The organism is Enterobacter cloacae complex sp. 385G4 (genome assembly GCF_057320665.1).
Window position 1 is genome coordinate 138,074 of the sequence record NZ_JBXWDD010000007.1, and the last position, 23,039, is coordinate 161,112.

The 23,039-nt window shown below is 56.1% G+C and carries 22 protein-coding genes; 11 read left to right on the forward strand and 11 right to left on the reverse strand.

All coding sequences use genetic code 11. The features are described from left to right. Nucleotides 1–364: 364 nt before the first annotated feature. On the forward strand, nt 365–1,381 hold the full coding sequence (gene galR / locus AC2FAJ_RS17635) for an HTH-type transcriptional regulator GalR (RefSeq protein ID WP_028014290.1): 1,017 nt from the start codon (nt 365–367) through the stop codon (nt 1,379–1,381). Here the strand turns inward: galR and AC2FAJ_RS17640 are convergent. Next, nucleotides 1,342–1,827 (reverse strand): GNAT family N-acetyltransferase, encoded by a 486-nt coding sequence (locus tag AC2FAJ_RS17640; protein WP_041908378.1) that lies wholly within the window; start codon nt 1,825–1,827, stop codon nt 1,342–1,344. The two genes, galR and AC2FAJ_RS17640, sit on opposite strands and share 40 nt — an antisense overlap. Before the next feature lie 220 nt (nt 1,828–2,047). Here AC2FAJ_RS17640 and AC2FAJ_RS17645 point away from each other — a divergent pair, with 220 nt between their 5' ends. Next, entirely contained in the window at nt 2,048–3,085 is a 1,038-nt protein-coding gene (locus tag AC2FAJ_RS17645; RefSeq protein WP_028014292.1) for a LacI family DNA-binding transcriptional regulator, read from the forward strand. Here the strand turns inward: AC2FAJ_RS17645 and lysA are convergent. Next, nucleotides 3,055–4,317 (reverse strand): diaminopimelate decarboxylase, encoded by a 1,263-nt coding sequence (lysA, locus tag AC2FAJ_RS17650; RefSeq protein WP_485454362.1) that lies wholly within the window; start codon nt 4,315–4,317, stop codon nt 3,055–3,057. The two genes, AC2FAJ_RS17645 and lysA, sit on opposite strands and share 31 nt — an antisense overlap. 122 nt (nt 4,318–4,439) lie before the next feature. Between lysA and AC2FAJ_RS17655 the strand changes: the two genes are divergently transcribed. Continuing rightward, nucleotides 4,440–5,366: a LysR family transcriptional regulator gene (locus AC2FAJ_RS17655; protein WP_045260912.1), complete on the forward strand. Its 927-nt coding sequence runs from the start codon at nt 4,440–4,442 to the stop codon at nt 5,364–5,366. Here AC2FAJ_RS17655 and AC2FAJ_RS17660 read toward each other — a convergent pair. Next, a complete protein-coding gene (locus AC2FAJ_RS17660; protein WP_028014295.1) occupies nt 5,361–6,053 on the reverse strand; it encodes an aspartate/glutamate racemase in 693 nt (230 codons plus the stop codon). The two genes, AC2FAJ_RS17655 and AC2FAJ_RS17660, sit on opposite strands and share 6 nt — an antisense overlap. A gap of 133 nt (nt 6,054–6,186) precedes the next feature. On the opposite strand from AC2FAJ_RS17660, the gene AC2FAJ_RS17665 reads away from it, so the two are divergent. Beyond that, nucleotides 6,187–6,510 carry a cupin domain-containing protein gene (locus tag AC2FAJ_RS17665; protein ID WP_028014296.1) on the forward strand — a complete coding sequence of 108 codons (324 nt, stop codon included), beginning with the start codon at nt 6,187–6,189 and terminating at the stop codon, nt 6,508–6,510. Between the two features lie 37 nt (nt 6,511–6,547). Here the strand turns inward: AC2FAJ_RS17665 and wzz(fepE) are convergent, their stop codons facing one another. The 6 genes from wzz(fepE) to AC2FAJ_RS17695 all read right to left on the reverse strand — a co-directional run bounded on the left by wzz(fepE) (nt 6,548) and on the right by AC2FAJ_RS17695 (nt 13,623). Beyond that, nucleotides 6,548–7,672, reverse strand: coding sequence for an LPS O-antigen length regulator Wzz(fepE) (gene wzz(fepE), locus AC2FAJ_RS17670; protein WP_028014297.1), 1,125 nt, complete (start codon nt 7,670–7,672; stop codon nt 6,548–6,550). A 187-nt stretch (nt 7,673–7,859) separates the two neighbouring features. Beyond that, on the reverse strand, nt 7,860–9,275 hold the full coding sequence (gene araE, locus AC2FAJ_RS17675; RefSeq protein ID WP_028014298.1) for an arabinose-proton symporter AraE: 1,416 nt from the start codon (nt 9,273–9,275) through the stop codon (nt 7,860–7,862). A 313-nt stretch (nt 9,276–9,588) separates the two neighbouring features. After that, nucleotides 9,589–10,350 carry a 2-dehydro-3-deoxy-D-gluconate 5-dehydrogenase KduD gene (gene kduD / locus AC2FAJ_RS17680; protein WP_003862835.1) on the reverse strand — a complete coding sequence of 254 codons (762 nt, stop codon included), beginning with the start codon at nt 10,348–10,350 and terminating at the stop codon, nt 9,589–9,591. A 63-nt stretch (nt 10,351–10,413) separates the two neighbouring features. Beyond that, the gene (gene kduI / locus AC2FAJ_RS17685; RefSeq protein WP_045260916.1) at nt 10,414–11,250 is read right to left on the reverse strand and encodes a 5-dehydro-4-deoxy-D-glucuronate isomerase; all 837 of its coding nucleotides are present in this window, start codon (nt 11,248–11,250) and stop codon (nt 10,414–10,416) included. A gap of 234 nt (nt 11,251–11,484) precedes the next feature. Next, the gene (locus AC2FAJ_RS17690) at nt 11,485–12,663 is read right to left on the reverse strand and encodes an acetyl-CoA C-acetyltransferase (RefSeq protein WP_028014300.1); all 1,179 of its coding nucleotides are present in this window, start codon (nt 12,661–12,663) and stop codon (nt 11,485–11,487) included. Nucleotides 12,664–12,756: 93 nt separating this feature from the next. Then, nucleotides 12,757–13,623 (reverse strand): LysR family transcriptional regulator, encoded by an 867-nt coding sequence (locus AC2FAJ_RS17695; protein WP_447087613.1) that lies wholly within the window; start codon nt 13,621–13,623, stop codon nt 12,757–12,759. Between the two features lie 104 nt (nt 13,624–13,727). On the opposite strand from AC2FAJ_RS17695, the gene AC2FAJ_RS17700 reads away from it, so the two are divergent. Beyond that, nucleotides 13,728–14,189 carry a multidrug/biocide efflux PACE transporter gene (locus AC2FAJ_RS17700; RefSeq protein ID WP_041908370.1) on the forward strand — a complete coding sequence of 154 codons (462 nt, stop codon included), beginning with the start codon at nt 13,728–13,730 and terminating at the stop codon, nt 14,187–14,189. A 119-nt stretch (nt 14,190–14,308) separates the two neighbouring features. Further along, nucleotides 14,309–15,538, forward strand: a complete 1,230-nt coding sequence (locus AC2FAJ_RS17705; RefSeq protein ID WP_485454363.1) for an amino acid permease — start codon at nt 14,309–14,311, stop codon at nt 15,536–15,538. A gap of 36 nt (nt 15,539–15,574) precedes the next feature. Here AC2FAJ_RS17705 and AC2FAJ_RS17710 read toward each other — a convergent pair whose 3' ends face one another. Beyond that, a complete protein-coding gene (locus tag AC2FAJ_RS17710; RefSeq protein WP_045260919.1) occupies nt 15,575–15,847 on the reverse strand; it encodes a GNAT family N-acetyltransferase in 273 nt (90 codons plus the stop codon). Nucleotides 15,848–15,857: 10 nt separating this feature from the next. Further along, on the reverse strand, nt 15,858–16,088 hold the full coding sequence (gene yjdI / locus AC2FAJ_RS17715) for a 4Fe-4S mono-cluster protein YjdI (protein WP_041908367.1): 231 nt from the start codon (nt 16,086–16,088) through the stop codon (nt 15,858–15,860). A 178-nt stretch (nt 16,089–16,266) separates the two neighbouring features. On the opposite strand from yjdI, the gene AC2FAJ_RS17720 reads away from it, so the two are divergent. From AC2FAJ_RS17720 to AC2FAJ_RS17740, 5 genes are all read left to right on the forward strand, one after another. Then, nucleotides 16,267–17,907, forward strand: coding sequence for an ATP-binding protein (locus AC2FAJ_RS17720; protein ID WP_485454364.1), 1,641 nt, complete (start codon nt 16,267–16,269; stop codon nt 17,905–17,907). Beyond that, on the forward strand, nt 17,891–18,586 hold the full coding sequence (locus AC2FAJ_RS17725; RefSeq protein WP_075202785.1) for a response regulator: 696 nt from the start codon (nt 17,891–17,893) through the stop codon (nt 18,584–18,586). The genes AC2FAJ_RS17720 and AC2FAJ_RS17725 overlap by 17 nt, the downstream gene beginning before the upstream one ends. Nucleotides 18,587–18,754: 168 nt before the next feature. Beyond that, the gene (locus tag AC2FAJ_RS17730; protein WP_485454365.1) at nt 18,755–19,843 is read left to right on the forward strand and encodes an ABC transporter substrate-binding protein; all 1,089 of its coding nucleotides are present in this window, start codon (nt 18,755–18,757) and stop codon (nt 19,841–19,843) included. 78 nt (nt 19,844–19,921) lie between these two features. Then, nucleotides 19,922–21,691: an ABC transporter permease gene (locus AC2FAJ_RS17735; protein WP_485454366.1), complete on the forward strand. Its 1,770-nt coding sequence runs from the start codon at nt 19,922–19,924 to the stop codon at nt 21,689–21,691. Continuing rightward, nucleotides 21,684–22,754: an ABC transporter ATP-binding protein gene (locus tag AC2FAJ_RS17740; protein ID WP_045629973.1), complete on the forward strand. Its 1,071-nt coding sequence runs from the start codon at nt 21,684–21,686 to the stop codon at nt 22,752–22,754. The genes AC2FAJ_RS17735 and AC2FAJ_RS17740 overlap by 8 nt, the downstream gene beginning before the upstream one ends. The last annotated feature ends 285 nt before the right edge of the window (nt 22,755–23,039 follow it).

Below are 23,039 nucleotides of genomic sequence, written 5' to 3' on the forward strand. Positions count from 1 at the left end.
ATATTCTCTTTTGCTGTTACAGGTTGAACTATCAGGCAAAAAAAAACCTGCGTAAGAACGCAGGCTGGTGTAAGTCGTGTTAATCAACCGGAGTTGATTCCACCTATCAATACCTCTGGGATCTCGACTCTACCAACCTCTTTAACGTCATCGCCACCGGACAATCGCAACAGCCTGAGGCAAAGTGTAACTAAAGGTTCAGAATGACATTCTTCTGACATGACCAGGCGTGTAACGATTACACTACCAGGGTTGGTCTGCGTCACGTTTGTGGCTCCCGGAAACCGGCTTCCCTTGAATGAACGTCACTTTTCCGCAACACTATTCAGTGTGTAAACGCTTACCCCAAATAAGAAGGTTATAAATGGCGACAATAAAGGATGTGGCTCGTCTGGCAGGTGTGTCGGTAGCCACCGTCTCCCGCGTGATTAATGATTCACCCAAAGCCAGTGACGCATCACGCCAGGCGGTACAAAGCGCCATGGAAACCCTGAACTACCATCCGAATGCCAACGCCCGCGCGCTCGCCCAGCAGTCAACAGAGACTATTGGGCTGGTGGTGGGAGACGTTTCCGACCCCTTTTTCGGTGCCATGGTAAAAGCGGTTGAACAGGTCTCTTATCAGACGGGTAATTTTTTGCTGATCGGCAATGGCTATCATAATGAACAAAAAGAACGCCAGGCCATCGAGCAATTGATCCGCCACCGCTGCGCTGCACTGGTGGTACACGCCAAAATGATCCCGGATGCCGAGCTAATTCACCTGATGAAGCAGATGCCCGGCATGGTGATTATCAACCGTATTATCCCCGGCTTTGAAAAACGCTGTGTAGCCCTCGACGACCGCTACGGCGCCTGGCTTGCGACCCGTCATCTGATTCAACAGGGTCATACCCGGATTGGCTATCTCTGCTCCAATCACCCCATTTCTGATGCGGAAGACCGCCTGCAGGGCTACTACGACGCCCTGCGCGAAAACGGTCTGCCGTGCAATGACCGTCTGGTGGCCTACGGTGAACCAGATGAGAGCGGCGGCGAACAGGCCATGACGGAGCTGCTGGGTCGCGGACGGAATTTCACCGCGGTCGCCAGCTATAACGATTCGATGGCCGCCGGGGCAATGGGCGTCATGAATGACAACGGGATCGAGGTGCCGGCTGAAATCTCGCTGATTGGCTTCGACGATGTTTTGGTCTCCCGGTACGTGCGCCCGCGCCTGACCACCGTACGCTACCCCATCATCACGATGGCCACCCAGGCCGCAGAGCTGGCGCTGGCGCTGGCCGAACAACGCCAGCCGCCGGAGATTACCCATCTCTTCAGTCCAACGTTAGTGCGCCGTCACTCCGTTGCTGCCCCCGCTGACGCACAGAGCGAATAGCGATACAGGTGTACCGTTTTATCCGGATACTCCAGCCCATCGCCAATATACTGCCAGCCGTAACGTTCATAGAAGTCGCGGCAGGCAGACCAGAGATGAAGTTCCTCGTACCCGGCCCGTGCGGCGAAGCGAATAACATGCTGCTGTAACTTTCCTGCCAGCCCCTTGCCTCGCGCCGCGTCATCAACGTAGAGCGCCGCCAGCCACGGACAGAGATCCTGACGGGTAATCAAATCACAGCGCCAGAGTCCCACCGTCCCGAGAAGCCGTTCATCCTCTACGGCGATAAAGGTCAGCGGCAGGGCACCCGGCGTCTGGCTGTGCTCGACGATGCTATGGAAAAAATCCCGCGCAAGCCCCTCGCCAAAGGCCTGCCAGAGCCAGTCGGTGACCTGCTCCGCATAGCGCGGTGCCTCGTAAAGCGGGAGAATGACGGTCTTTTTCACGTTTCACCTGCGTTTTTAATGATTATGCTGGCCTGACGTCTCCAGCCCGGTTTGGCGATTATTTTACCAGAGTCAGACTATTTAGTTTTACTTCCGGCAGGCCAGGCGAATCGTGACCAAAAAGCGTGATCGTGGCAGAAGTTTTGCGCTTCCCGCATCGCTTATACGCTGTCAGGTCTGTGTTAAACTGCAAACCATTACGTGGAAGCAGGAATGTAGAATGGCAACAATGCTGGATGTCTCACTGCGCGCGGGCGTGTCGAAGGCTACCGTCTCGCGCGTGCTGAACGGCACAGGTCAGGTTAAAGAGAGCACGCGTCAGCAGGTCTTTGCTGCGATGGAAGAGCTGGGCTACCGCCCAAACTTTCTCGCGCGTTCGCTGGCTAACCAGACCAGCAACAGCATTGGTCTGGTCGTCTCTACCTTCGACGGCTTTTACTTTGGTCGTCTTTTGCAGCAGGCGTCGCGGCAGACCGAAACCCACGGGAAACAGCTGATCGTCACCGACGGTCACGACGCGCCAGAGCAGGAAGAGCAGGCGGTGCAAATGCTGGCCGACCGCCAGTGCGATGCCATCGTGCTTTACACGCGCTATATGAGCGAAAAAGCGATCATCAAGCTGATTAATACCGTGCAAACGCCGCTGGTGGTCATCAACCGTGAAGTCAGCCAGGCACCGGAGCGCTGCGTGTTCTTCGAACAACAGGATGCCGCGTTTAAGGCGGTGGATTACCTGATCAATCAGGGCCACCGGGAGATCGCCTGCATTACCGTTCCGATCCACACCCCCACGGGTAAAGCGCGGCTGATGGGCTACCGTAAGGCGCTGGAAAAGCACGGCATTCGTCTGGACGAGCGTCGAATAAAGTACGGTGATGCGGGAATGACGCGGGGCTATGAGCTGTGTAAGGAGCTGATTGCTGAAGGGGTGTCGTTCAGCGCGCTGTTTGCCTGTAACGATGATATGGCGCTGGGCGCGTCCAAAGCGCTGCATCAGGCAGGGCTTAAGATCCCGCAGGATATCTCCCTGTTCGGCTTTGACGATGCCCCAAGCGCAAAGTGGCTGGAGCCTGCGCTGTCGTCGGTTTATCTGCCGATAGATAACATGATCGTCACGGCTATCGATCAGGCGATCCGGCTGGCGAAGAACCAGCCGGTCGATGCGATCCCGCCGTTTACCGGCACGCTGGTATTACGCGATTCGGTCACAACGGGGCCGTACTTTAATCAAACGAGTTCCAGCGCCAGCAGTTCCTGAATGGTCTGGCGACGACGGATCAGCCGCGCCTTGCCGTTATCAAACAGCACTTCCGGCAGCAGCGGACGGCTGTTGTAGTTCGAGGACATAGACGCCCCGTACGCCCCGGTGTCGTGCAGCACCAGGTAATCGCCCGGCTTCACCTCGGGCAGCGCGCGGGTTTCAACTTTGCCACCTTCCTGCTGGGTAAACACATCACCGGATTCACACAGCGGGCCTGCGACCACCGTCTCGCGGCGCGGCGCGTGCGTTAAATCGCGGCCATCGGCAGCCAGGGCGGTAATGTGATGGTAGCTGCCGTACATGGACGGACGCATCAGGTCGTTAAAGCCCGCATCAATCAGCACGAAGTGGCGGGAGCCCATCTCTTTGACGCTGCGTACCTGAGCCACCAGCACGCCGGCTTCGGCTACCAGGAAACGACCCGGCTCAATTTCCAGCTTCACGGCATGGCCCAGATGTGCGGCAATTTGATCGCGCGCGGCGCTCCACAGGCCGTAATAGTGATCGGTGTCGATCGCCTCTTCCCCTTCACGATAAGGAATGGAAAGACCTCCACCGGCGGAGATCGCCTCCAGATCCTGACCGAAGTCAACAACCTGGCGCACCATCGCCCCGCACACCTGCTCCAGGTGCCCGTAATCGACGCCGGAGCCAATGTGCATATGAATGCCTACCAGCTTCAGGCTGTAGCGCTGCAGTACCTCAAGCGCGGCAGGCATATCGGCGTACCAGATGCCGTGCTTGCTGTTTTCGCCCCCGGTGTTGGTTTTTTGGCTATGGCCATGTCCAAAGCCCGGGTTGACGCGCAACCAGACGCGATGGCCGGGTGAAACCTGCCCAAGCTGCTCCAGCATATCCACAGAACCGGCGTTCACCGGCACCTGCAGTTCATGCAAGCGCGCAAGCGTGGCGTCGTCGATCACATCCGCGGTAAAGACGATCGCGTCAGGATCGGTTTTCGGATCAAAGCCTGCCGCCAGCGCACGCTCGATTTCACCCAGCGACACGGAGTCAACCTTCACGCCCTGCTCGCGCATCAGGCGCAGAATATGAATATTGGAGCAGGCCTTCTGGGCAAAACGCACCACGTCAAACTGATGCAGGGCGGCGATCTTCTCGCGAACGATCTGCGCGTCGTAGACCCATACCGGGCAGCCAAACTCGGCGGGCAGGCGCAGCAGGTTTTCAGCGTTCAAATCGGTATCCGTCTGGTTGAGCGGGCGTGGCATGGTCTTCTCCGGTTCAATTCATTTTTTATGATTACGCCACAGCGGAAGCAGAATAAAAAATATCGTTTTATCGCGAGTCTATGCAAAAATGATATGGACAGTTCCTTGCTTTCAGGTGCCCTATGCCCGCCGTCAATTTACGCCACATCGAGATTTTTCACGCCGTGATGACCGCCGGCAATCTCACCGAAGCCGCGCAGATGCTGCATACCTCGCAGCCGACGGTCAGCCGCGAGCTGGCGCGCTTCGAGAAAGTGCTGGGGCTTAAGCTGTTCGAACGCGCCCGGGGCAGGCTTCACCCGACGGTGCAGGGGTTGCGCCTGTTTGAGGAAGTGCAGCGCTCATGGTACGGGCTGGACAGAATCGTCAGCGCGGCGGAAAGCCTGCGCGAGTTTCGTCAGGGCGAGCTGTCGATTGTCTGCCTGCCCGTCTTCTCTCAGTCCTTTTTACCGACGCTGCTCCAGCCTTTTCTGGCCCGCTATCCTGAGGTCAATCTCACCATCGTCCCGCAGGAGTCGCCTCTGCTTGAAGAGTGGCTGTCGGCACAGCGGCACGATCTCGGGTTAACCGAAACCCTCTCGACACCCGCAGGAACGGCGCGCACGGAACTGCTCGCGCTGGATGAAGTGTGCGTTCTGCCCGCCGGGCATCGGCTTGCCCACAAAGCAGTGCTGACGCCCGCGGATTTTCATGGTGAAAACTACATTAGCCTGTCGCAAACGGACAGCTACCGGCAGCTGCTGGATACGCTTTTTTCTGAGCATCAGGTGAAGCGGCGGATGGTCGTTGAAACCCACAGCGCGGCGTCAATATGCGCGATGGTGCGCGCGGGCGTCGGCGTTGCGGTCGTCAATCCGCTTACGGCGCTGGACTATGCAGGAAGCGGGATCGTCATCCGCCGTTTTAGCGTTTCCGTCCCGTTCACCGTAAGCCTTATCCGCCCGCTGCACCGTCCGGCTTCCGCGCTGGTGGACGCATTCACCGAACACTTAGTTGAGCATGCGCGTCAGGTGGCGCTTCGCTTACCTGACCTGCAAAACCCGTTATGACAGCATAAATTCCACGGCATCTGCCGCGTGAATGGCCGCGGTATCAAACACCGGGATGGGGCTTCGTTCGGCCGGCACCAGCAAACCGATCTCCGTGCAGCCGAAAATCACCCCTTCAGCCCCCTGCTGCGCCAGTTTATCTATTACGCTGACGTAATATGCGCGGGAGGTTTCGCTGAAGGTTCCGAGGCAGAGCTCGTCGAAGATAATCTGATTGATGCGCGCCCGGTCCCCCTCATCCGGGATCAGGCTTTCAATCCCAAACTCGCTGTGCAAGCGCCCGCGATAGAAATCCTGCTCCATGGTGTAACGTGTGCCCAGCAAGGCCACGCGCGACATTCCCGAAGCGCGAATGGCGCGTCCGGTGGCGTCCGCGATGTGCAGGAACGGCAGCGAACAGCGCGCTTCAATGTGCGAGGCCACTTTGTGCATCGTGTTGGTACACAGCAGAATGCCCTGCGCCCCCGCACGCTCCAGCCCCAGCGCGGCATCAGCCAGGATTTCTCCGGCTTTATCCCATTCGCCGCTCGACTGGCAGGCTTCGATTTCATGAAAATCAACGCTGTGCAGCAGCAGGCTCGCGGAGTGCAGGCCGCCCAGACGCTGCTTTACGCCTTCGTTAATCAGGCGGTAATAAGGGATTGTCGATTCCCAGCTCATCCCACCTATCAGGCCAATCGTTTTCATCATCGCTCCTTATATGTTTAAGCCAGTGAAGCAAACTTGTGATCCTGTTTCCAGTTCTTTATTACGTCGTTTTCTTTTTAAGCTGGCCAATGTAAATTAAATAAAACACTGTTTTATTATGAAGGGCAAAGCCATGTTTATGTTCCACAAAGAGACCGCGTCTGAAGATCTGGGGAACGGCGTTACGCGTCGCGTGCTGGCACACGGCGGCAGGATGATGGCGGTTGAAGTACAGTTTGAGCAGGGCGCGATTGGCCCACTGCATAACCACCCGCACGAACAGTTAACCTATGTTCTCTCTGGTGAATTTGAGTTTACCATTGGTGAAGAGAAGCATGTCGTGACGGCGGGAGATACCCTCTACAAACAACCACATGTGATGCACGGCTGCGTCTGCCTCAGGGCCGGCACGCTGCTGGACACCTTTACGCCTGTTCGCGAGGATTTCCTGAAATAAAAAAGGCGCTGTTGCAGCGCCTTCATGTGTGCAGAATTTATTCCGTTACCGGCTCTGGCAATGGGTTTCGGCTGAGCATGGCCTCACGGAGTAATACGCTGCCGCAGGCAAACAGAGCGCCAAGGATCGCCGCCAGAATGACAATCATGCCTTTGCCCGGGCCGTCTTTTTTCACCGGCATCGATGGCGAAAGCTGATACCTGAATGGCTCAAGCTTAACGTCTGCGAAGGAGAGTTTTTTCAGCTGCGCCAGGTAATATTCCCGGTTCTGGAAGTCCGCGTTCAGCTCCGTCACATCCTTAAGATTTTTTTCAATCCTTAGCTTTTCCGCGATACCGTCAGCCCCGAGCGCGACGGAGTAATCCGGATCGTCTTTTATCCCTTGTCCGTTGCTATAAACAGGCTTCTTAATGCCCGCCGCATTCGCCACTTCCAGCGAATAGTTCAGCCGCTGCAGGTTGGTGTTATGCACATTGGTCAGACGAACGCGGTCGAGCGTCAGCTGCTGCTCTACCTCGTTCGTTTTGAGGGCGATCTGGTTGCGGATATTCTGCACCGTTTCTTTCTCAACAATTGCCGAGATATAGTTGATATACCCCTCCAGAACGGATTGGGCATCGGCTGCGGTCGGCGCGGTGAAGCTCAATGTCCAGGAGACGAAAGGCGCTTTATCCGCATCTTTTCCCTGAACATCATTCACCGCTTTCATTTTGTCTGCAATATTGACAACCGCACGGTGCAGTTCAAGCGGGTCCACTTGCGCATTCTTGAGCTGCGCCATCACGTAAGGGGAAGAGGTCATATACTCTTCAAGCAATGACTGCGACTGGAATTTTTTAATAAACAGGTCAAAGACTTCCTGACGGGTAACCGGCACCTTCACATCAAGAACCTGCAGCGCAACCATCATCTGGCTCAGCGGATTCCACTGTGTCTGTTCCGCCGGAGTGATCACCGCTTTACTGGTCCATTTTTGCGGCAGTAGAAGCGCAATTGCCAGACCTGCCAGCGCGAAAACAAAGATAATGGTGGCAATACGTTTTTTCGCGGTAATCAGAATATCTAACAGGCCCAGAAGATCGATCTCTTTTGAACTGACTGCTGGAGGAGCATATGAGGGAAAATCGAGGTCCGTATTTTTTTTGAAATCCATTGCTGACATAGCCGTTCTTATGTTTCGGGTGCAGTAAATTCCTGCCGGGTGAGTTCAGTTGCCCAATAATACAAGAAACTAAGAATAATCTGAACACGAGAATGGACTATCTGAGGAACGGCTATCAAAGTTGGTAGTTATTCAGCATCACGGTTACAAAACGCCGGGTGGCGCTGCGCTTACCCGGCATTACCTCTTACACGCCGATATTTCGCAGTTTCTCCCCGCTCATCAGCTTGCGTTCAATATGTTCCAGCGTCACGCCTTTGGTTTCTGGAATTAGCCAGAATGTCACGCCAATAAACGCCACGTTCAGCACCGTATAGAGCCAGAAGGTTCCCGCCGCGCCAATCGCATCCAGCAGCGTCAGGAAAGTCGCGCCGATGATCATGTTCGACACCCAGTTGGTGGTGGTGGAGCAGGTGATACCAAAATCGCGACATTTCAGCGGCTGAATTTCAGAGCACAGGATCCACACCACCGGCGCGGCGCTCATCGCGTAGCCAGCGATACACATCATGGTCATGCCCACGGAGAGCCAGGAGAGGCCGCTGGACGCCGTGCCGTTATCAAACTGCATCAGGCAGTAGCCGAGGATCAGCGTACCGAGCGCCATCACGCTAAAGCCAATCTTCAGCGCCGGTTTACGTCCGGCCTTATCGACGGTGAACACCGCGATAAAGGTGGCGAACATAAAGGTCAGCCCCACCACCAGCGTGGCGATCATCTGCTGTTCGGTGGTGGTAAAACCGGCCATTTTGAAGATGCGCGGGGCGTAATACATGATGATGTTCATCCCCGTGAACTGCTGCATCGCCTGCAGCAACATGCCGAGGAACACCGCGCGGCGCACGTTGCGGTTAGCCTTAAACAGCGACCAGCCGCCCTGCTTCAGCTTCAGGCTTTCGCGGATCTCGTTCAGCTCTTCACGCGCTTTCTCAGACGTGTCGCGCAGCATGCGCAGCACCTCTTCCGCTTCCACGTGACGCCCTTTTTGCGCCAGCCAGCGCGGGCTGTTGGGCAGGAAGATCACTAAAACAATCAGCACTACCGCAGGCAGCGCCAGCACGCCGAGCATCGCCCGCCAGTTACCGCTGTAGCTGAAGTACGTATCGGACAGGAACGCCAGCACGATGCCCAGCGTCACCATCAGCTGGTACATGCTAATCATCTTGCCGCGCACGTTCTCGCTCGCCATTTCGGAGAGATACAGCGGCGCGGTGTAGGAGGCAATCCCCACCGCCACGCCCAGCAGCACGCGGGAGAGCAGCAGCACTTCAACATTAGTGGCAAACGCCGAACCTATGGACCCGGCAACAAACAGGACCGCCCCGACCATCAGGCTGTATTTACGCCCAAGGCGGAACGAAAGCCAGCCGTTAAACAGTGCGCCGATGGCCGCGCCGAGCATCATGCTGCTCACCACCCACTCCTGCAGGCGGTTACTCAGCGTAAAGTGATCGGTAATAAACGGCAGCGCTCCGGCGATAACGCCGATATCAAGGCCGAACAACAAACCGGCCACGGCTGCCGCAATGGAGACAAACTGGTTCATGCGGCGGGTATCGCGCAGCGCGGCGGGCATCAGGGTAGAGTCATTTATAGATGTCATATTTTTCCTGCCTCAACAGCAAAATTCGTTAAGTGAAATTACGAGATAGCGGGGAAAAGTGTCAGGCCGGAATTCGTGAAGATATGGATTATTACGCTATGGCATAGCGTTCTGTGATGGACATTACAATTTCAACTAATGCTGGATAATCACCTGATTTTACTAACATCTTAATTTTTCAGTAATAAAAGTGTGATGGCAGTCATCTATGATTTTTAAGTATGGATTTTTCGTGTTTATCAATATGGACTTTGACAAATTTTAAGCAAAAAAAACCTCCGCCGAAGAGCAGAGGTATTTGTCATAAGTTAGGTTATCGCGCCAGCCAGCCGCCATCAACCGCGACGGTATAACCATTGATATAGTCCGATGCCGGGGAAGCCAGGAACACTACCGGCCCCATCAGATCGCTCGGTAGCCCCCAGCGGCCCGCCGGAATACGCTCCAGGATCGCCGCACTGCGTTCTTCGTCAGCACGAAGCTGCTGGGTGTTGTTGGTGGCCATGTAGCCCGGCGCAATCGCGTTGACGTTGATGTTGTGCTGCGCCCATTCGTTCGCCAGCAGGCGGGTCACGCCCATCACCGCGCTTTTCGACGCGGTGTAAGACGGCACGCGGATGCCGCCCTGGAAGGAGAGCATCGAGGCGATGTTAATGATCTTGCCGCCCTTGCCCTGCGCGATGAAATGCTTCGCCGCCGCCTGGGACATAAAGAACACGCTCTTGATGTTCAGGTTCATGACATCGTCCCAGTCGGTCTCGCTGAAGTTAATCGCGTCTTCACGGCGGATCAGCCCCGCGTTGTTGACCAGAATGTCGATATGGCCAAATTCCGCCACCGCGCGATCCAGCAGCTCCGGAATAGCGTCGATTTTACGCAGGTCGGCGGTCAGGCTGAGAAAACGGCGGCCCAGCGCGGTTACGCGTTCGATGGTTTCCGTGGGCTCAACGATGTTAATCCCGACGATATCACAGCCCGCTTCCGCCAGGCCTAACGCCATCCCCTGGCCCAGTCCGGTGTCACACCCGGAAACCACGGCCACTTTACCCTGCAGAGAAAATGCATCCAGAATCATGTTTGTTCCTTACTCTTTCAGCGCCTGTCATCAACAGGCAGATGTATGCTTAATTGCCCGCGACTAGCGCAGATCCTTAACCGCGACGTGGTCCATGTCATCGAAGACCTGGTTTTCTCCAACCATCCCCCAGATGAAGGTATAGGCTTTCGTCCCCACGCCGGAGTGAATAGACCAGCTGGGTGAAATCACCGCCTGCTCGTTATGCATGACGATATGGCGGGTTTCCTGAGGCTGTCCCATCATGTGGAACACGCAGGCGTCTTCATCCATGTTGAAGTAGAAGTAGACTTCCATGCGGCGTTCGTGGGTATGGCACGGCATGGTGTTCCACAGGTTACCCGGGGCCAGTTCGGTCAGACCCATGCTGAGCTGGCAGGTTTCCAGCACATCCGGCACGAAGTATTTATTGATGGTGCGGCGGTTGCTGGTGAGGTTGTCGCCCAGCGTCACGGGCGCAACGTCAGCGGGCGTTACTTTTTTGGTTGGATAAGCGGTGTGCGCCGGGGCGCAGTTGTAGTAAAACTTCGCGGGTTTACCGCCGTCGATGCTGGCAAAGACCACCTCTTTCGCCCCTTTCCCGACGTACAGCCCGTCGCGGTGGCCAATCTCGTAGCACTGGCCGTCCACGGTAATCGTGCCCGGCCCGCCAATATTAATCACGCCCAGTTCACGACGCTCCAGGAAGTAGCTTACGCCCAGCTGCTTGCCTACTTCACCGCCCACGGAGACGGTTTTCGCCACCGGCATAATGCCGCCCACGATAATGCGGTCGATGTGGCTATAGACCATGGTGTACTTATCGGCTTCGAACACCTGCTCAACTAAAAACTCGCTGCGCAGTCCCTGAGTATCCAGCGTTTTGGCGTGCGCGCTGTGGATGCTTTGTCTGACGTCCACGGTAACCTCCAGATGTGGTCATGCCCGAAGGCAGAAATTAAACGAAACGACGTTTCGTTTTATGATGAGCACATACTAGCGGCATAAAATAGGGTTTTCAATTGCAATTAAAACAACGTTTCATTTTTTATTTTTGTTTATAACAGAAATGACGCGCGGATCACGATTACTTCCCATGAAGAGAAGAGCACGATAAAAAAAACCTCCGAAGGAGGTTTTTTAAGTGAGGAGAAATTAGCGTTCGATGGCGAGCGCCACACCCTGTCCGCCGCCTATACAGAGGGTAGCGATCCCTTTGCGCGCGTTTCGCTTTTTCATTTCGTGGACCAGCGAAACCAGGATTCGGCAGCCGGACGCGCCGATGGGATGACCCAGCGCAATTGCACCGCCGTTCACGTTGACCCGCAGCGGATCCCATTCCAGCATTTTGCCGACCGAGATCGCCTGCGCGGCAAAGGCTTCGTTCACTTCGATCAGATCGACATCCGAAAGCTGCCACCCTGCGCGCTCCAGGCAGCGACGGGTAGCGTAGACCGGCGCAATCCCCATCAACGCAGGATCCACGCCCACGCTGGCAAACGCCTTAATGCGGGCCAGCACGGGGAGATCGAGCTCAAGGGCTTTGCTTTCGCTCATCATCATCACGGCGGCGGCACCGTCGTTAATGGACGAGGCATTGCCCGCGGTGACCGAGCCCTGTGTTTCAAACGCGGGATTCAGTCTCGCCAGGCCTTCCGCGCTGGCATCCGTGCGCGGCTGTTCATCGGTATCGACGACGATCGCCTCGCCGTTCTGACGCTGCGTGCTGACCGGGACAATCTCGTCGCGAAAGCGACCGGAATCAATCGCGGCACGCGCTTTTTGCTGCGAACTGAGCGCATAGGCGTCCTGCAATTCGCGGCTAATGCCGTACTCGCGCGCCAGGTTTTCTGCCGTCACGCCCATATGATAGTCGTTGAACGCATCCCACAGCCCGTCATGCACGAGGCTGTCGAGCAGCTGGCTGTTACCCAGCTGCGCGCCGGTTCGGCTATCGGTGAGAACGTGCGGCGCGCGGCTCATGTTCTCTTGTCCGCCAGCTATAACCACATCCGCTTCACCGCACTGAATGGCCTGGGTGGCGAGATGCAGCGCTTTTAACCCTGAACCACAGACGTCGTTGATGGTAATGGCGGAGACGGTATTGGGCAGCCCACCCTTCAGCGCCGCCTGACGCGCAGGGTTTTGCCCGGCACCGGCCGTGAGAACCTGCCCCAGGATCACCTCATCAACTTCATGGGCTGCGATCCCGCTACGTTCCACCAGCGCTTTAACGACCACGCTGCCCAGGTCAACCGCCGAGTGACGCGCAAGCGCTCCCTGAAAACAGCCGATAGCCGTACGCAACGCACCCACTATTACGACATCTTTCATCACGACCTCTGTGTTAAATGACATGACGATAGTAGAGGATTGTTACTGGCAATTATCTTAATTGTTTAAAAATAGTGAGTTTAATCACAAGGATTAGCGTGCATCCTGCAGATACTGCCGCAGCCAGCTTCCGGCCACGCCGGGAGGGGATCGTTTATTCCACAGCAGATCGATGCCGATCGCCCGTGGCCAGCCGGGAACATTGAGCTGTACCAGCGACTTCGCGGCGGCGAATTCGTCCACCAGCGCGCACGGCAGCACGCACCAGCCGAACCCCTGGACGGCCATACTCAGCAGTAACAGGTAGTTCGGCGCTGACCAGACGGGCCCGCGCGCGATCTCAGCCTCGCGCTCAAGGTAGGTGCTGAGCCTCAGCTCCCGCCAGCCGTGCAGCTCGTCGCTCTGCACCTCGTGTTGTCCGGCGAGCGGATGCGTGGTCGCGGCATATATCGCCATTCGGGTCTGCACCGGCAGCCGGGTAGCGCCAATATCCGTAGGATAACCGTCTCGCGCTTCCGTCAGCCCCACCTGCGCGCGCTCCTTTTGCAGCAGATCGATCACGTCCTCTTCCTCGCCAATCAGGCATTCGAACTCCGTGTGGGGAAAGCGAGCGTCAAACTGCTTCATCAGATCTTCAAGCACGTCGGGGTTGAGGGTATCGGAGAGGACAAACGTCAGACGCGCCTCCGTTTGTGCCGTTAACGACACCGCCAGCTCATCCAGCCGCGTGCTGGCGGCGAGAATGGCCTGCACATAGCCCAGCACCTGTTCTCCCTGGACCGTTAACACCGGCTGGCGCGCCGAGCGGTCAAACAGTTCGAAACCCAGATCGGCTTCAAGGTTGGCAATGGAGGTGCTGATCGTCGACTGGCTTTTACGCAGCCTGCGCGCGGCAGCAGAGAAAGAGCCTGCCGCAACGCTCTCAACAAACGCGGTAAGAGCTTCAGGTGAATAGCGCATAGACTATCTACTTTATCGATGGATACTATCTTTAATATATCAGCTTTAGCGATAAAAATAGGCTGCATCAACGCCCATACCGGTGAATAAATGAGGTCTACACTATGCAACATCAGGATGCACTCCAACGTAAGCTGCCGGAGCGGATCTTTCATGCTGTCTGTTTCGAAGGGATTGCCACAGCAATTCTCGCCCCCACGGCGGCATGGCTGATGCAGCGATCGGTGGTGGAGATGGGTGGGTTAACCATTATCCTGGCTACCACCGCCATGCTCTGGAACATTATCTATAACTTCGGCTTCGACCGTTTCTGGCCTGTCCAGCGCGTAAAACGTACGGCAAAAGTGCGCGCGCTGCACGCCCTGGGGTTCGAATGCGGGTTTATTGTAATCGGCGTGTCGATTGTCGCCGCCGTGCTGGGCGTGACCCTGCTTGAGGCATTCACGTTAGAAATTGGTTTCTTCCTGTTCTTCCTGCCATACACCATGTTCTATAACTGGGCATACGATAACCTGCGTGAGAAATTCCTTAAGCGTCGCCAGCAACGACGCGCTCTGGCAGGCTAAACCCTCGCTGGCCGGACGCCTGTTCCGGCCAAACTCCGTCGAAGCAACTGCGCTCTTCAGGCATAACTATGGTAAATTGCACGCCATTCTGATGGTTTGTTAGTTGAAACGTTGCTCTAATGTCGAAAATTTGGTCAAAAGATGAGACTCTCTGGAGTTTCGCTCTCTATGGCACGGCCGTGGGCGCAGGAACGCTGTTCTTGCCCATTCAGCTGGGCTCCGCAGGCGCTATTGTCCTGTTTATCACCGCCCTCGTGGCCTATCCGTTAACCTACTGGCCGCACCGGGCGCTGGCGCAATTTATTCTCTCGTCAAACACAAAAGGTAATGAAGGGATCACCGGCGCCGTCTCCCACTACTATGGTAAGAAGATTGGCAATCTGATCACCACGCTCTATTTCATCGCCTTTTTTGTGGTGGTGCAGATTTATGCGGTGGCCATTACCAACTCGTTAACCGAGCAGTTGGCAAAACACCTGACGGTGGACACCACCGTTCGCGTGCTGATCAGCCTGGGGGTGGTGCTGGTATTGAATCTGATTTTCCTGATGGGACGGCATATCACGATAAAAGTGATGGGCTTCCTGGTGTTTCCGCTGATTGCCTATTTCCTGTTTGTCTCGATCTATCTCACCGGAAGCTGGCAGCCCTCGTTGCTTACCAGCCAGATGGCTTTCGATCGCCAAACGCTGCATCAGGTATGGATTTCAATTCCGGTGATGGTGTTTGCCTTTAGCCATACCCCGATTATCTCAACGTTTGCCGTTGACCGTCGCGAGAAGTTTGCCGACGGTGCCATGGATAAATGCAAGAAGATCATGAAGGTGGCGTACCTGATTATCTGCCTGAGCGTGCTGTTCTTTGTCTTCAGCTGCCTGCTCTCTATCCCACCGTCCTATATTATGGCCGCCAAAGAGCAGGGGGTGACGATTCTGTCAGCGCTGTCGATGATGCCGTCTTCCCCAGCCTGGCTCGGCATTTCCGGGATTATCGTGGCGATCATAGCGATGTCGAAATCGTTCCTCGGCACCTATTTTGGGGTGATTGAAGGGGCGACGGAGATCGTGAAGTCGTCGCTAAATCAGGTGGGGATTAAAAAGAGCCGCGCCTTTAACCGCGCGATTTCCATTATGGGAGTGTCGTTAATCACCTTTGCGGTCTGCTGCATTAACCCGAACGCCATCTCGATGATTTACGCCATCAGCGGCCCGCTTATCGCCATGATCCTGTTTATCATGCCGACGCTGTCGACGTATCTGATCCCTTCCCTGAAACCGTACCGCTCAATTGGCAGCCTGCTGACGCTGATCGTCGGCGTGCTGTGCGTGTCGGTGATGTTTGTTGGCTAGACGTACTCGTGCCCGGCGTGCTGCCGGGCGCGTTATTTACGCCCGAATATCGTCATATTCCCGCGTCTTATCAAACTCATGCTTCGCAAACGGGCACAGCGGAATAATTTTGCGGTTCTCACCGCGCATCTTCTCCACCACTTTCGCCACCAGCTGTTTACCGACGCCCTGCCCTTTCAGGCTCTCATCCACATCAGTGTGCTCGATAATGCTCAGGTGCTCGCCGGTCGGCACGAAGACAATCTCTGCGACCTGATTGCCGTCTGCATCATTCACGTAAAACTTGTTATGGCCTTCCAGAATATCCATGGTTCCTCGCTTATTTTTGGCGATACTTCAGCGCACCGCTCGGGCAGGTATCAATCACGCGTACAACCGTTTCAACGTCCACTTCATCGGGAATGATCCACGGCTTACGTTTCAAATTAAACAGCTTTGCGCTCCCACGCACGCAGTTACCTGAGTGTTTGCAGATCCCGGTATTAAAGTAAACGTCAATTTTCTCGCCGGTATAGGCCCGGTACCCCTCATCCAGTAGTTCTTTATCCATGACATTGCCTCTGTAATTATTATCGTGCTGAATGAAGCATAGCCTTACGGGATCCTGATGGCTATAACGCCGAAAACGAAAAGCCAGGTCACAACTCTTTTCTCGCCAGATTGCGTCCGCTATTGGCACATGTCAGGCTCCTCAAATCTCTCACTTTCATAGGGCTAGCACAGGTTGAATGAAACGCAGACTCTCTTTTCAGGTAAAGCTGTTTTTAGCGCTGGTGTGCTTCTCCTGCCTGCTGTTAGTTCTGCTGGGAACGATCCTGTTTCATTTTATTGACCGACAGCTACACCACGATTTGGGCCAGCGCGCCCGGGTGCAGGCCAGTGAAATCGCCCTGATACCGGGTCTGGCGGAAATGGTGGCAGCCAGAGATATCCCCGGTATCGCCCGCTTAATACAGCCGCTGCGTGCCGAAAGCGATGCCAGCTATATTGTGATTGGCGATACCCGGGAACAGCACCTTTATCATTCGGAATCACCGGAGCGCATTAATTTACCGATGATTGGAGGGGATAATGCGGAGGTGTTAAAAGGCAAAACCATTATTTCCGTGCGTCAGGGCGGGATTGGGGTGTCGCTGCGCAGCAAAGCGCCAATCTATAATGCGCAGCATCAGGTCATTGGCATCATCTCGGTCGGCTATCTGACCTCGTATATCGCCAATATTAACGCCCGCATTCTCTGGCAGGCTGGACTGTACGGTATTGCCCTTCTGCTGTTGCTGTTTATTTTCTCCTGGCTGTTTACCCGCAATCTTAAAAAGCAGATGTTCCGCCTTGAGCCGAAAGATATCGCCCAGCTGGTTTTGCAGCAACGTGCGCTATTAGAAGCGATGTACGAGGGGGTATTTGCCATCAATGAAGAGAAGCAGCTGATTTTAATTAACCGGGCAGCCAGGGAGATGCTGGATATTCATCAAAGTGAGAAAGAACTTATCGGCAAACCGCTGGAAGACGTTCTGCAGACGTCGCCGGGCTTTTTATCCCAGCGCTACGCCTCGGTAAGCGCTGGTCGCCACGATCAGATCGCAGTGCTTAACCAGCGAGAGGTGATCGTTAACCGCGTGGCGATTGAGGTCGAACCCGGCGTTGAAAGCGGCTGGGTGTACAGCTTTCGCGACAAAAACGACATTAACACCCTCAGCAGCCAACTGAGCCAGATCAAGCGCTATGCGGACAACCTGCGCATTATGCGCCACGAGCAGCTGAACTGGACCGCCACGCTGGTGGGGCTGCTGCAGATGAAACACTATGACGAGGCGATCCGTTACATCCAGGTGCAGTCAGAAGGCGCGCAGCGCGTGCTGGATTTTGTCTCCGCCCATTTTGTCTCTCCGGCCCTGTGCGGGCTGCTGTTAGGAAAATACGTCAGCGCGCGCGAAAAAGGCGTTGAACTGCAATTTGACCCGGCCTGCCAGCTCACCCGCATGCCCGGCACGCTCAACGAAACGGAGCTGATGTCCATTATTGGTAACCTGCTGGATAACGCGGTGGACGCGACCCTTAAGGCACCGGTCCCCGCGCCGGTGGAACTCTACATTTCTGACCGCAACCAGGAGTTGTTGATAGAGGTGGCAGACAGAGGCTGCGGTGTGGATGAGGCGGTGAAGCCACACATTTTCCGCCAGGGATTCAGCAGCAAACCGGAAAGTGAAAACGACATTGTGGGTACCGAGCACGGTATTGGCCTGTTTCTGGTGGCAGGCTATATCAGGAAAGCAGGCGGCAGCATAGAGATCGCCGACAACACGCCGCAGGGCACCATTTTTTCTGTGTTTATTCCCAATGGACAACAGCATGACCCAACCACTTGACGTTGTGATCGTTGAAGATGAACCGCACCTGGCGGAACTGCATCGCGAGTATATCGAGCAGAATTTTCACTTGCGCGTGGTGGGCATCGCCGCGTCGATTGAGCAGGCATGCTGCCTGATTCGTCAGCATCAGCCGCGGCTTATCCTGCTGGACAACTATCTCCCGGACGGTAAAGGCGTGGAGCTCATCGATAACCCGCTGCTGAAAAGCTATGAATGCTCGGTGATCTTCATCACCGCCGCCAGCGATATGCAGACCTGCAGCCATGCCATGCGCAGCGGCGCGTTTGACTACCTGATCAAGCCCGTCTTTTTCCAGCGCCTGCACGCCTCGCTGGAGCGGTTTATGCGCTTCGTCCACACCGTGCAGCAGGTGAAGGTGGTCGACCAGCACGCGCTGGATCGTCTGTTTAATCTGCCTGCCGCGGAAGCCTCCATTACGCCGTCGACGAAGGGCATTGAACCCCAAACGCTGGAAAGGATTAAACGCCTGTTCGCCGAACATCCCGACAGCGCGATGTCGGTTGAAGAGGTGGTGGAAAACGTGGGGATCAGCAAAACCACGGGGCGTCGCTACCTGGAATACTGCGTGGAGAGCGGGTTAATCATCGTCGAAATGCTGTATGGCAATATTGGTCATCCACGGCGGCTATACCGCAAAGCCGACGATAAACCGTAATCCGAAACCGTTCGCAGGCAAACATTCGCGGATTTTATGGTGTTAATTGCTGAAACGATGGTGACAGTCACACTTCGGAATCATTGCCCGCGCCTCCCTATTGTCGGAGGCGCGCTTTACGCTATGTTGACAATTAGTTCCTCAAATGTAACTAAAAGGTTAACTATAATGTCGAACACGTTCCGAATTTCTCTGCTTACCGCTACCGTACTGTTCTCTGCTTCTGCACTTTCTGCCCTGCCGCAGGGCTATCCTGCTGAGTATCAAAAAGTTGTCGATGCCGCCACCAAAGAGGGCAAGGTGGTGATTTACTCCACCACCGACACCAAAGCCGCCGGGCCGCTGATTGCGGGCTTCGAAAAAACCTACCCGGGCATCAAAGTTGAATACAACGACATGAACAGCACCGAGCTGTACAACCGTTTTATCAGCGAACAGGCCTCCGGTGGCGGTAGCGGCGACGTGGTCTGGAGCTCCTCAATGGACACCGGGCTGAAACTCGCCACCGACTACGCCATGGAGTACAAATCGCCGGAGCAAAGTCAGCTGCCGAAATGGGCAGTCTGGAAAGATAAGGCATACGGCACCACCTATGAGCCAGTGGTCTTTATCTACAACAAGCGCCTGATCCCGGCTGGCGACGTGCCGGATTCTCACGCCGCGCTGGCGAAGCTGATTGCCAGCCAGACGGACAAATTCAAGAGCAAAGTCACCACCTACGACATCGAAAAATCGGGTCTTGGCTTTATGCTTTCCGTGCAGGATCACAAGGCCGATCCAAACTACTTTAAAACCCTGGCCGACGTCGCCAAAGGCGGCTTAGCGGTGCAGTCATCAACGGGCACCATGATGGAGAGGGTTTCCTCCGGTGAAAACCTGATCGGCTTTAACATCCTCGGATCCTATGCTGAAGCCCGTGCGAAGAACGATCCTTCTCTCGGCATTTCGTACCCGAAAGATTACACGCTGGTGCTCTCGCGCGTGTCGTTCATCAGCCAGCAGGCGCAAAACAGCAATGCGGCAAAACTGTGGCTGGACTATGTGCTGTCTGAAAAAGGGCAAAGCATTCTGGCCAGTCAGGCGGATATTCCGTCCATCCGTAACGATATCGAAGGCAAAAATGATATTGACGGCCTGACCAAAATCCTCGGTAACGCGCTGAAGCCGATCCCGGTTGATGAAACGCTGCTGGAGAACCTGCAGCCGAAAAAACGCCTGGAGTACATCAAAGAGTGGCGTGCAGCAGCCGCCAAATAAGCGTTCGGGCGCGGCGCACGCCGTCGCGCCCCTTGCGACTGAGTTCGTTTTATTGGGCTGCAACACCAGGGATACCCCATGAATACATTACGCAGAAAGTGGCAAAGCCTGCCGCGCGGCATCGTCGTGCTGATAACCGCTCTGGTTATCTACACGCCGCTGTCGTTTATCGTGATACAGAGCTTCCTGTCCGCTCCGTTCTTTTCTCCGGCAAAAGAGTGGAGCCTTGAATCATTTGGCTTTATCTTCACCGACTCTGATTTCTATAAGGCCCTGAGAAGCGGCTTTATTCTCGCCTTCGGGCTGGTCATCATCGCCATTCCGCTGGGTGGCGTACTGGCGTTTCTGATGGTTCGCACCGACCTGCCCGGCCGCCGCCTGATTGAACCGCTGATCCTGGTCCCCATTTTCGTATCGCCGATGGTGCTCGGCTTTGGCTATGTGGTGGCCGCCGGTCCCGTGGGCTTTCTGTCCCTGTGGGCGCAGGCGCTGATCGGCTTTGTGCCGTGGAACATCTACGATATGTCGAGCATCGTGGTCATTGCTGGCCTGACGCACGTGCCGCATGCCTATCTCTATATTTCATCCGCGCTGCGCAGCGTCGGCTCTGATGTGGAAGAAGCCGCGCGCATTGCGGGTGCCTCTCCGCTGCAGGTGATGACCTCCGTCAGCCTGCCGATGGTGCGCCCGTCGATCCTGTACGCCATCGTGCTGCTGTTCTTCCTCGGGCTGGAAGTATTTGGCCTGATGCTGGTGCTCGGCGATCCGGAAGGCAATATGGTGCTGGCAACCTACCTGTACCAGTTGACGAACAAGCTCGGCACGCCTTCCTATCACCTGATGGCGGCGGTTGCCGTGGTGCTGATCTGCATCACCATCCCGCTGGTGATGCTCCAGCGCCGTCTGATGCGCACCGCCAACCGCTTCGTCACTATGAAAGGGAAAGCCTCACAGGCTCGCGCGTTACCGCTGGGCAAATGGCGCTGGGTTGCCGGGGCGGTGGTTGCCTTCTGGCTCACCGTCACCATCGGCGTGCCGCTGCTCGGCGTGGTGCTGCGCGCGTTTATCTCCAACTGGGGCGTCGGCGTTTCGCTGTGGGATGAGCTTTCGCTGAGCACTTTCCGCACCATCTGGGCACAGCCCAACCTGCTGCGCGCCATCGTCAACTCCATGGCAATTGGGGTGATTGGCGGCGCGCTGGCCGTGGCGTGCTACCTGTTCGTCGGGATTGCGATGCACCGTAAGCCGGATAACACCACGCGCTTCCTGGACTACAGCGTGCTGGTGCCGCGCGCCGTGCCTGGCCTGCTTGCCGGTCTGGCGTTCCTGTGGGTGTTCCTGTTCCTGCCGATGTGGCTGGACAACTCGCTGAAATCCGGCTGGCTTTCCGGGTTCGCCTGGACCGACTGGATGCGCGAGAACGTCATCGTCTGGCTGCGTTCGCTGCGCAGCACCATTTTCAGCGTCTGGCTGGCCTATACCGTGGTGTGGATGGCTTACGGGCTGAGGCTTATCTCTTCCACGCTGCTGCAGGTGGGGCCAGAGCTTGAAGAAGCCGCGCGCAGCACCGGGGCGACGCGCGGGCAGATCACCCGCCATGTGACCATTCCCCTCTCCCGCAACGGTCTTATTGGTTCGTGGCTGCTGATGTTTCTGATCTTTGAGCGCGAATACTCAACGGGTGTGTATCTGCTTTCCCCCGGCACGGAGACCATCGGTTCAATGCTGGTTTCCCTCTGGGCCGCGGGTGCCATTGATATCGTGGCGGCGCTCTCTTTCATTAACATCCTGCTGGTCGTGGTAGGTCTGGGCATTGCCCTTCGTTTCGGAGTGAAAATACATGATTGAATTAGCGGTTGACGATCTGCACTTAACCTACGGCGACAATCCTGTTTTAAAAGGTGTCTCCATGAACCTGAAGCGCGGCGAAGTGGTCTCCCTGTTAGGCCCCTCCGGCAGCGGTAAAACCACCCTGCTGCGTGCCGTCGCGGGTCTGGAAAAACCGACGCAGGGGTCGATTGTCATTGGCAACAATAAAGTTTACGACGGCACGCCGCGCAGTGAGATCCCGGCAGAAGAGCGTAACCTGGGGCTGGTGTTCCAGTCCTATGCCCTGTGGCCGCACAAAACCGTGTTTGAGAACGTGGCCTATCCGCTCAAGCTGCGTAAAGTTCCGGCCAAAGAGATCCAGCAGCGCGTACAGGACGTACTGGACCAGCTGGGTCTGGGCCATCTTGGCAAACGTCACCCGCACCAGCTCTCCGGCGGGCAACAGCAGCGCGTGGCGATTGGCCGGGCGCTGGTGTACAACCCACCGGTGATTTTGCTGGACGAGCCGCTTTCCAACCTCGACGCCAAGCTGCGCGAAGAGGCCCGCGTGTTCCTGCGCGAGCTGATTATCAAGCTCGGGTTATCCGCGCTGATGGTGACGCACGACCAGAACGAAGCGATGTCCATATCCGACCGCATCCTGCTGCTTAACAACGGCAAAATTGAGCAACAGGGCACGCCGCAGGAGATGTACGGCTCGCCGAAAACGCTGTTTACCGCCGAGTTTATGGGCAGCAACAACCGCCTGCACGGCAAGGTCACCGAAGTGCGCGACGGCAGAGCGCGTATCGAAGGGAAAGGCTGGGTGCTGTGGGGCCAGGCGGGCGAAGGGGTACAGAGCGGTAATGACGCTACGGCGGTGATCCGGGTCGAGCGCGTGGCGGTGGTTGAGGGGCCAGGGGAAAATCAGCTTGAGCTGCCGCTGCTCACCAGCATGTATCTTGGCGACCGCTGGGAGTACCTGTTCCGCACGCCGGGAGATGATTTTGTCATTCGCGCGTATGGGCATGAGGTTCGGGATCCGCAGCACTGCCATCTTTCGCTGCCGGAGAGGCATGTTTGGGTGTTCCCGAAAGGGTGAGTGTGAAAAGAAAAGGCTGCGGGATGCGGCCTTTTTTGCTTTGACAGAGTGAGAGCATGCAACCTACGCCCTCAAATATTTAATTAATTATACCTTTCCGATGTCAACAACTTCTGCGCTTGCCCGGCTTACTGAGATTGCGGAATGCCCTGGGCTGCCGCAGATGGCGGCAGTGGCACGGCCGATCCCGCGCAGGAGTTCCGTGACGGCCATTACGTAATGGCGCCGCAGGCAACCCCTGCGGTTGGACTCCAGGGAAGCGGCCCCTAGCATGTCGGCGAGAAT

Coding starts and splice junctions, on each gene's coding strand:
- AC2FAJ_RS17690 (WP_028014300.1), bottom strand. CDS start 12,663: ATGAAAGATGTCGTAATAGTGGGTGCGTTGCGTACGGCTATCGGCTGT.
- AC2FAJ_RS17740 (WP_045629973.1), top strand. CDS start 21,684: ATGATTGAATTAGCGGTTGACGATCTGCACTTAACCTACGGCGACAAT.
- AC2FAJ_RS17645 (WP_028014292.1), top strand. CDS start 2,048: ATGGCAACAATGCTGGATGTCTCACTGCGCGCGGGCGTGTCGAAGGCT.
- AC2FAJ_RS17720 (WP_485454364.1), top strand. CDS start 16,267: ATGAAACGCAGACTCTCTTTTCAGGTAAAGCTGTTTTTAGCGCTGGTG.
- AC2FAJ_RS17725 (WP_075202785.1), top strand. CDS start 17,891: ATGACCCAACCACTTGACGTTGTGATCGTTGAAGATGAACCGCACCTG.
- AC2FAJ_RS17660 (WP_028014295.1), bottom strand. CDS start 6,053: ATGAAAACGATTGGCCTGATAGGTGGGATGAGCTGGGAATCGACAATC.
- galR (WP_028014290.1), top strand. CDS start 365: ATGGCGACAATAAAGGATGTGGCTCGTCTGGCAGGTGTGTCGGTAGCC.
- yjdI (WP_041908367.1), bottom strand. CDS start 16,088: ATGGATAAAGAACTACTGGATGAGGGGTACCGGGCCTATACCGGCGAG.
- lysA (WP_485454362.1), bottom strand. CDS start 4,317: ATGCCACGCCCGCTCAACCAGACGGATACCGATTTGAACGCTGAAAAC.
- AC2FAJ_RS17735 (WP_485454366.1), top strand. CDS start 19,922: ATGAATACATTACGCAGAAAGTGGCAAAGCCTGCCGCGCGGCATCGTC.
- AC2FAJ_RS17700 (WP_041908370.1), top strand. CDS start 13,728: ATGCAACATCAGGATGCACTCCAACGTAAGCTGCCGGAGCGGATCTTT.
- AC2FAJ_RS17695 (WP_447087613.1), bottom strand. CDS start 13,623: ATGCGCTATTCACCTGAAGCTCTTACCGCGTTTGTTGAGAGCGTTGCG.
- kduD (WP_003862835.1), bottom strand. CDS start 10,350: ATGATTCTGGATGCATTTTCTCTGCAGGGTAAAGTGGCCGTGGTTTCC.
- AC2FAJ_RS17705 (WP_485454363.1), top strand. CDS start 14,309: ATGTCGAAAATTTGGTCAAAAGATGAGACTCTCTGGAGTTTCGCTCTC.
- AC2FAJ_RS17710 (WP_045260919.1), bottom strand. CDS start 15,847: ATGGATATTCTGGAAGGCCATAACAAGTTTTACGTGAATGATGCAGAC.
- AC2FAJ_RS17665 (WP_028014296.1), top strand. CDS start 6,187: ATGTTTATGTTCCACAAAGAGACCGCGTCTGAAGATCTGGGGAACGGC.
- AC2FAJ_RS17730 (WP_485454365.1), top strand. CDS start 18,755: ATGTCGAACACGTTCCGAATTTCTCTGCTTACCGCTACCGTACTGTTC.
- araE (WP_028014298.1), bottom strand. CDS start 9,275: ATGACATCTATAAATGACTCTACCCTGATGCCCGCCGCGCTGCGCGAT.
- AC2FAJ_RS17655 (WP_045260912.1), top strand. CDS start 4,440: ATGCCCGCCGTCAATTTACGCCACATCGAGATTTTTCACGCCGTGATG.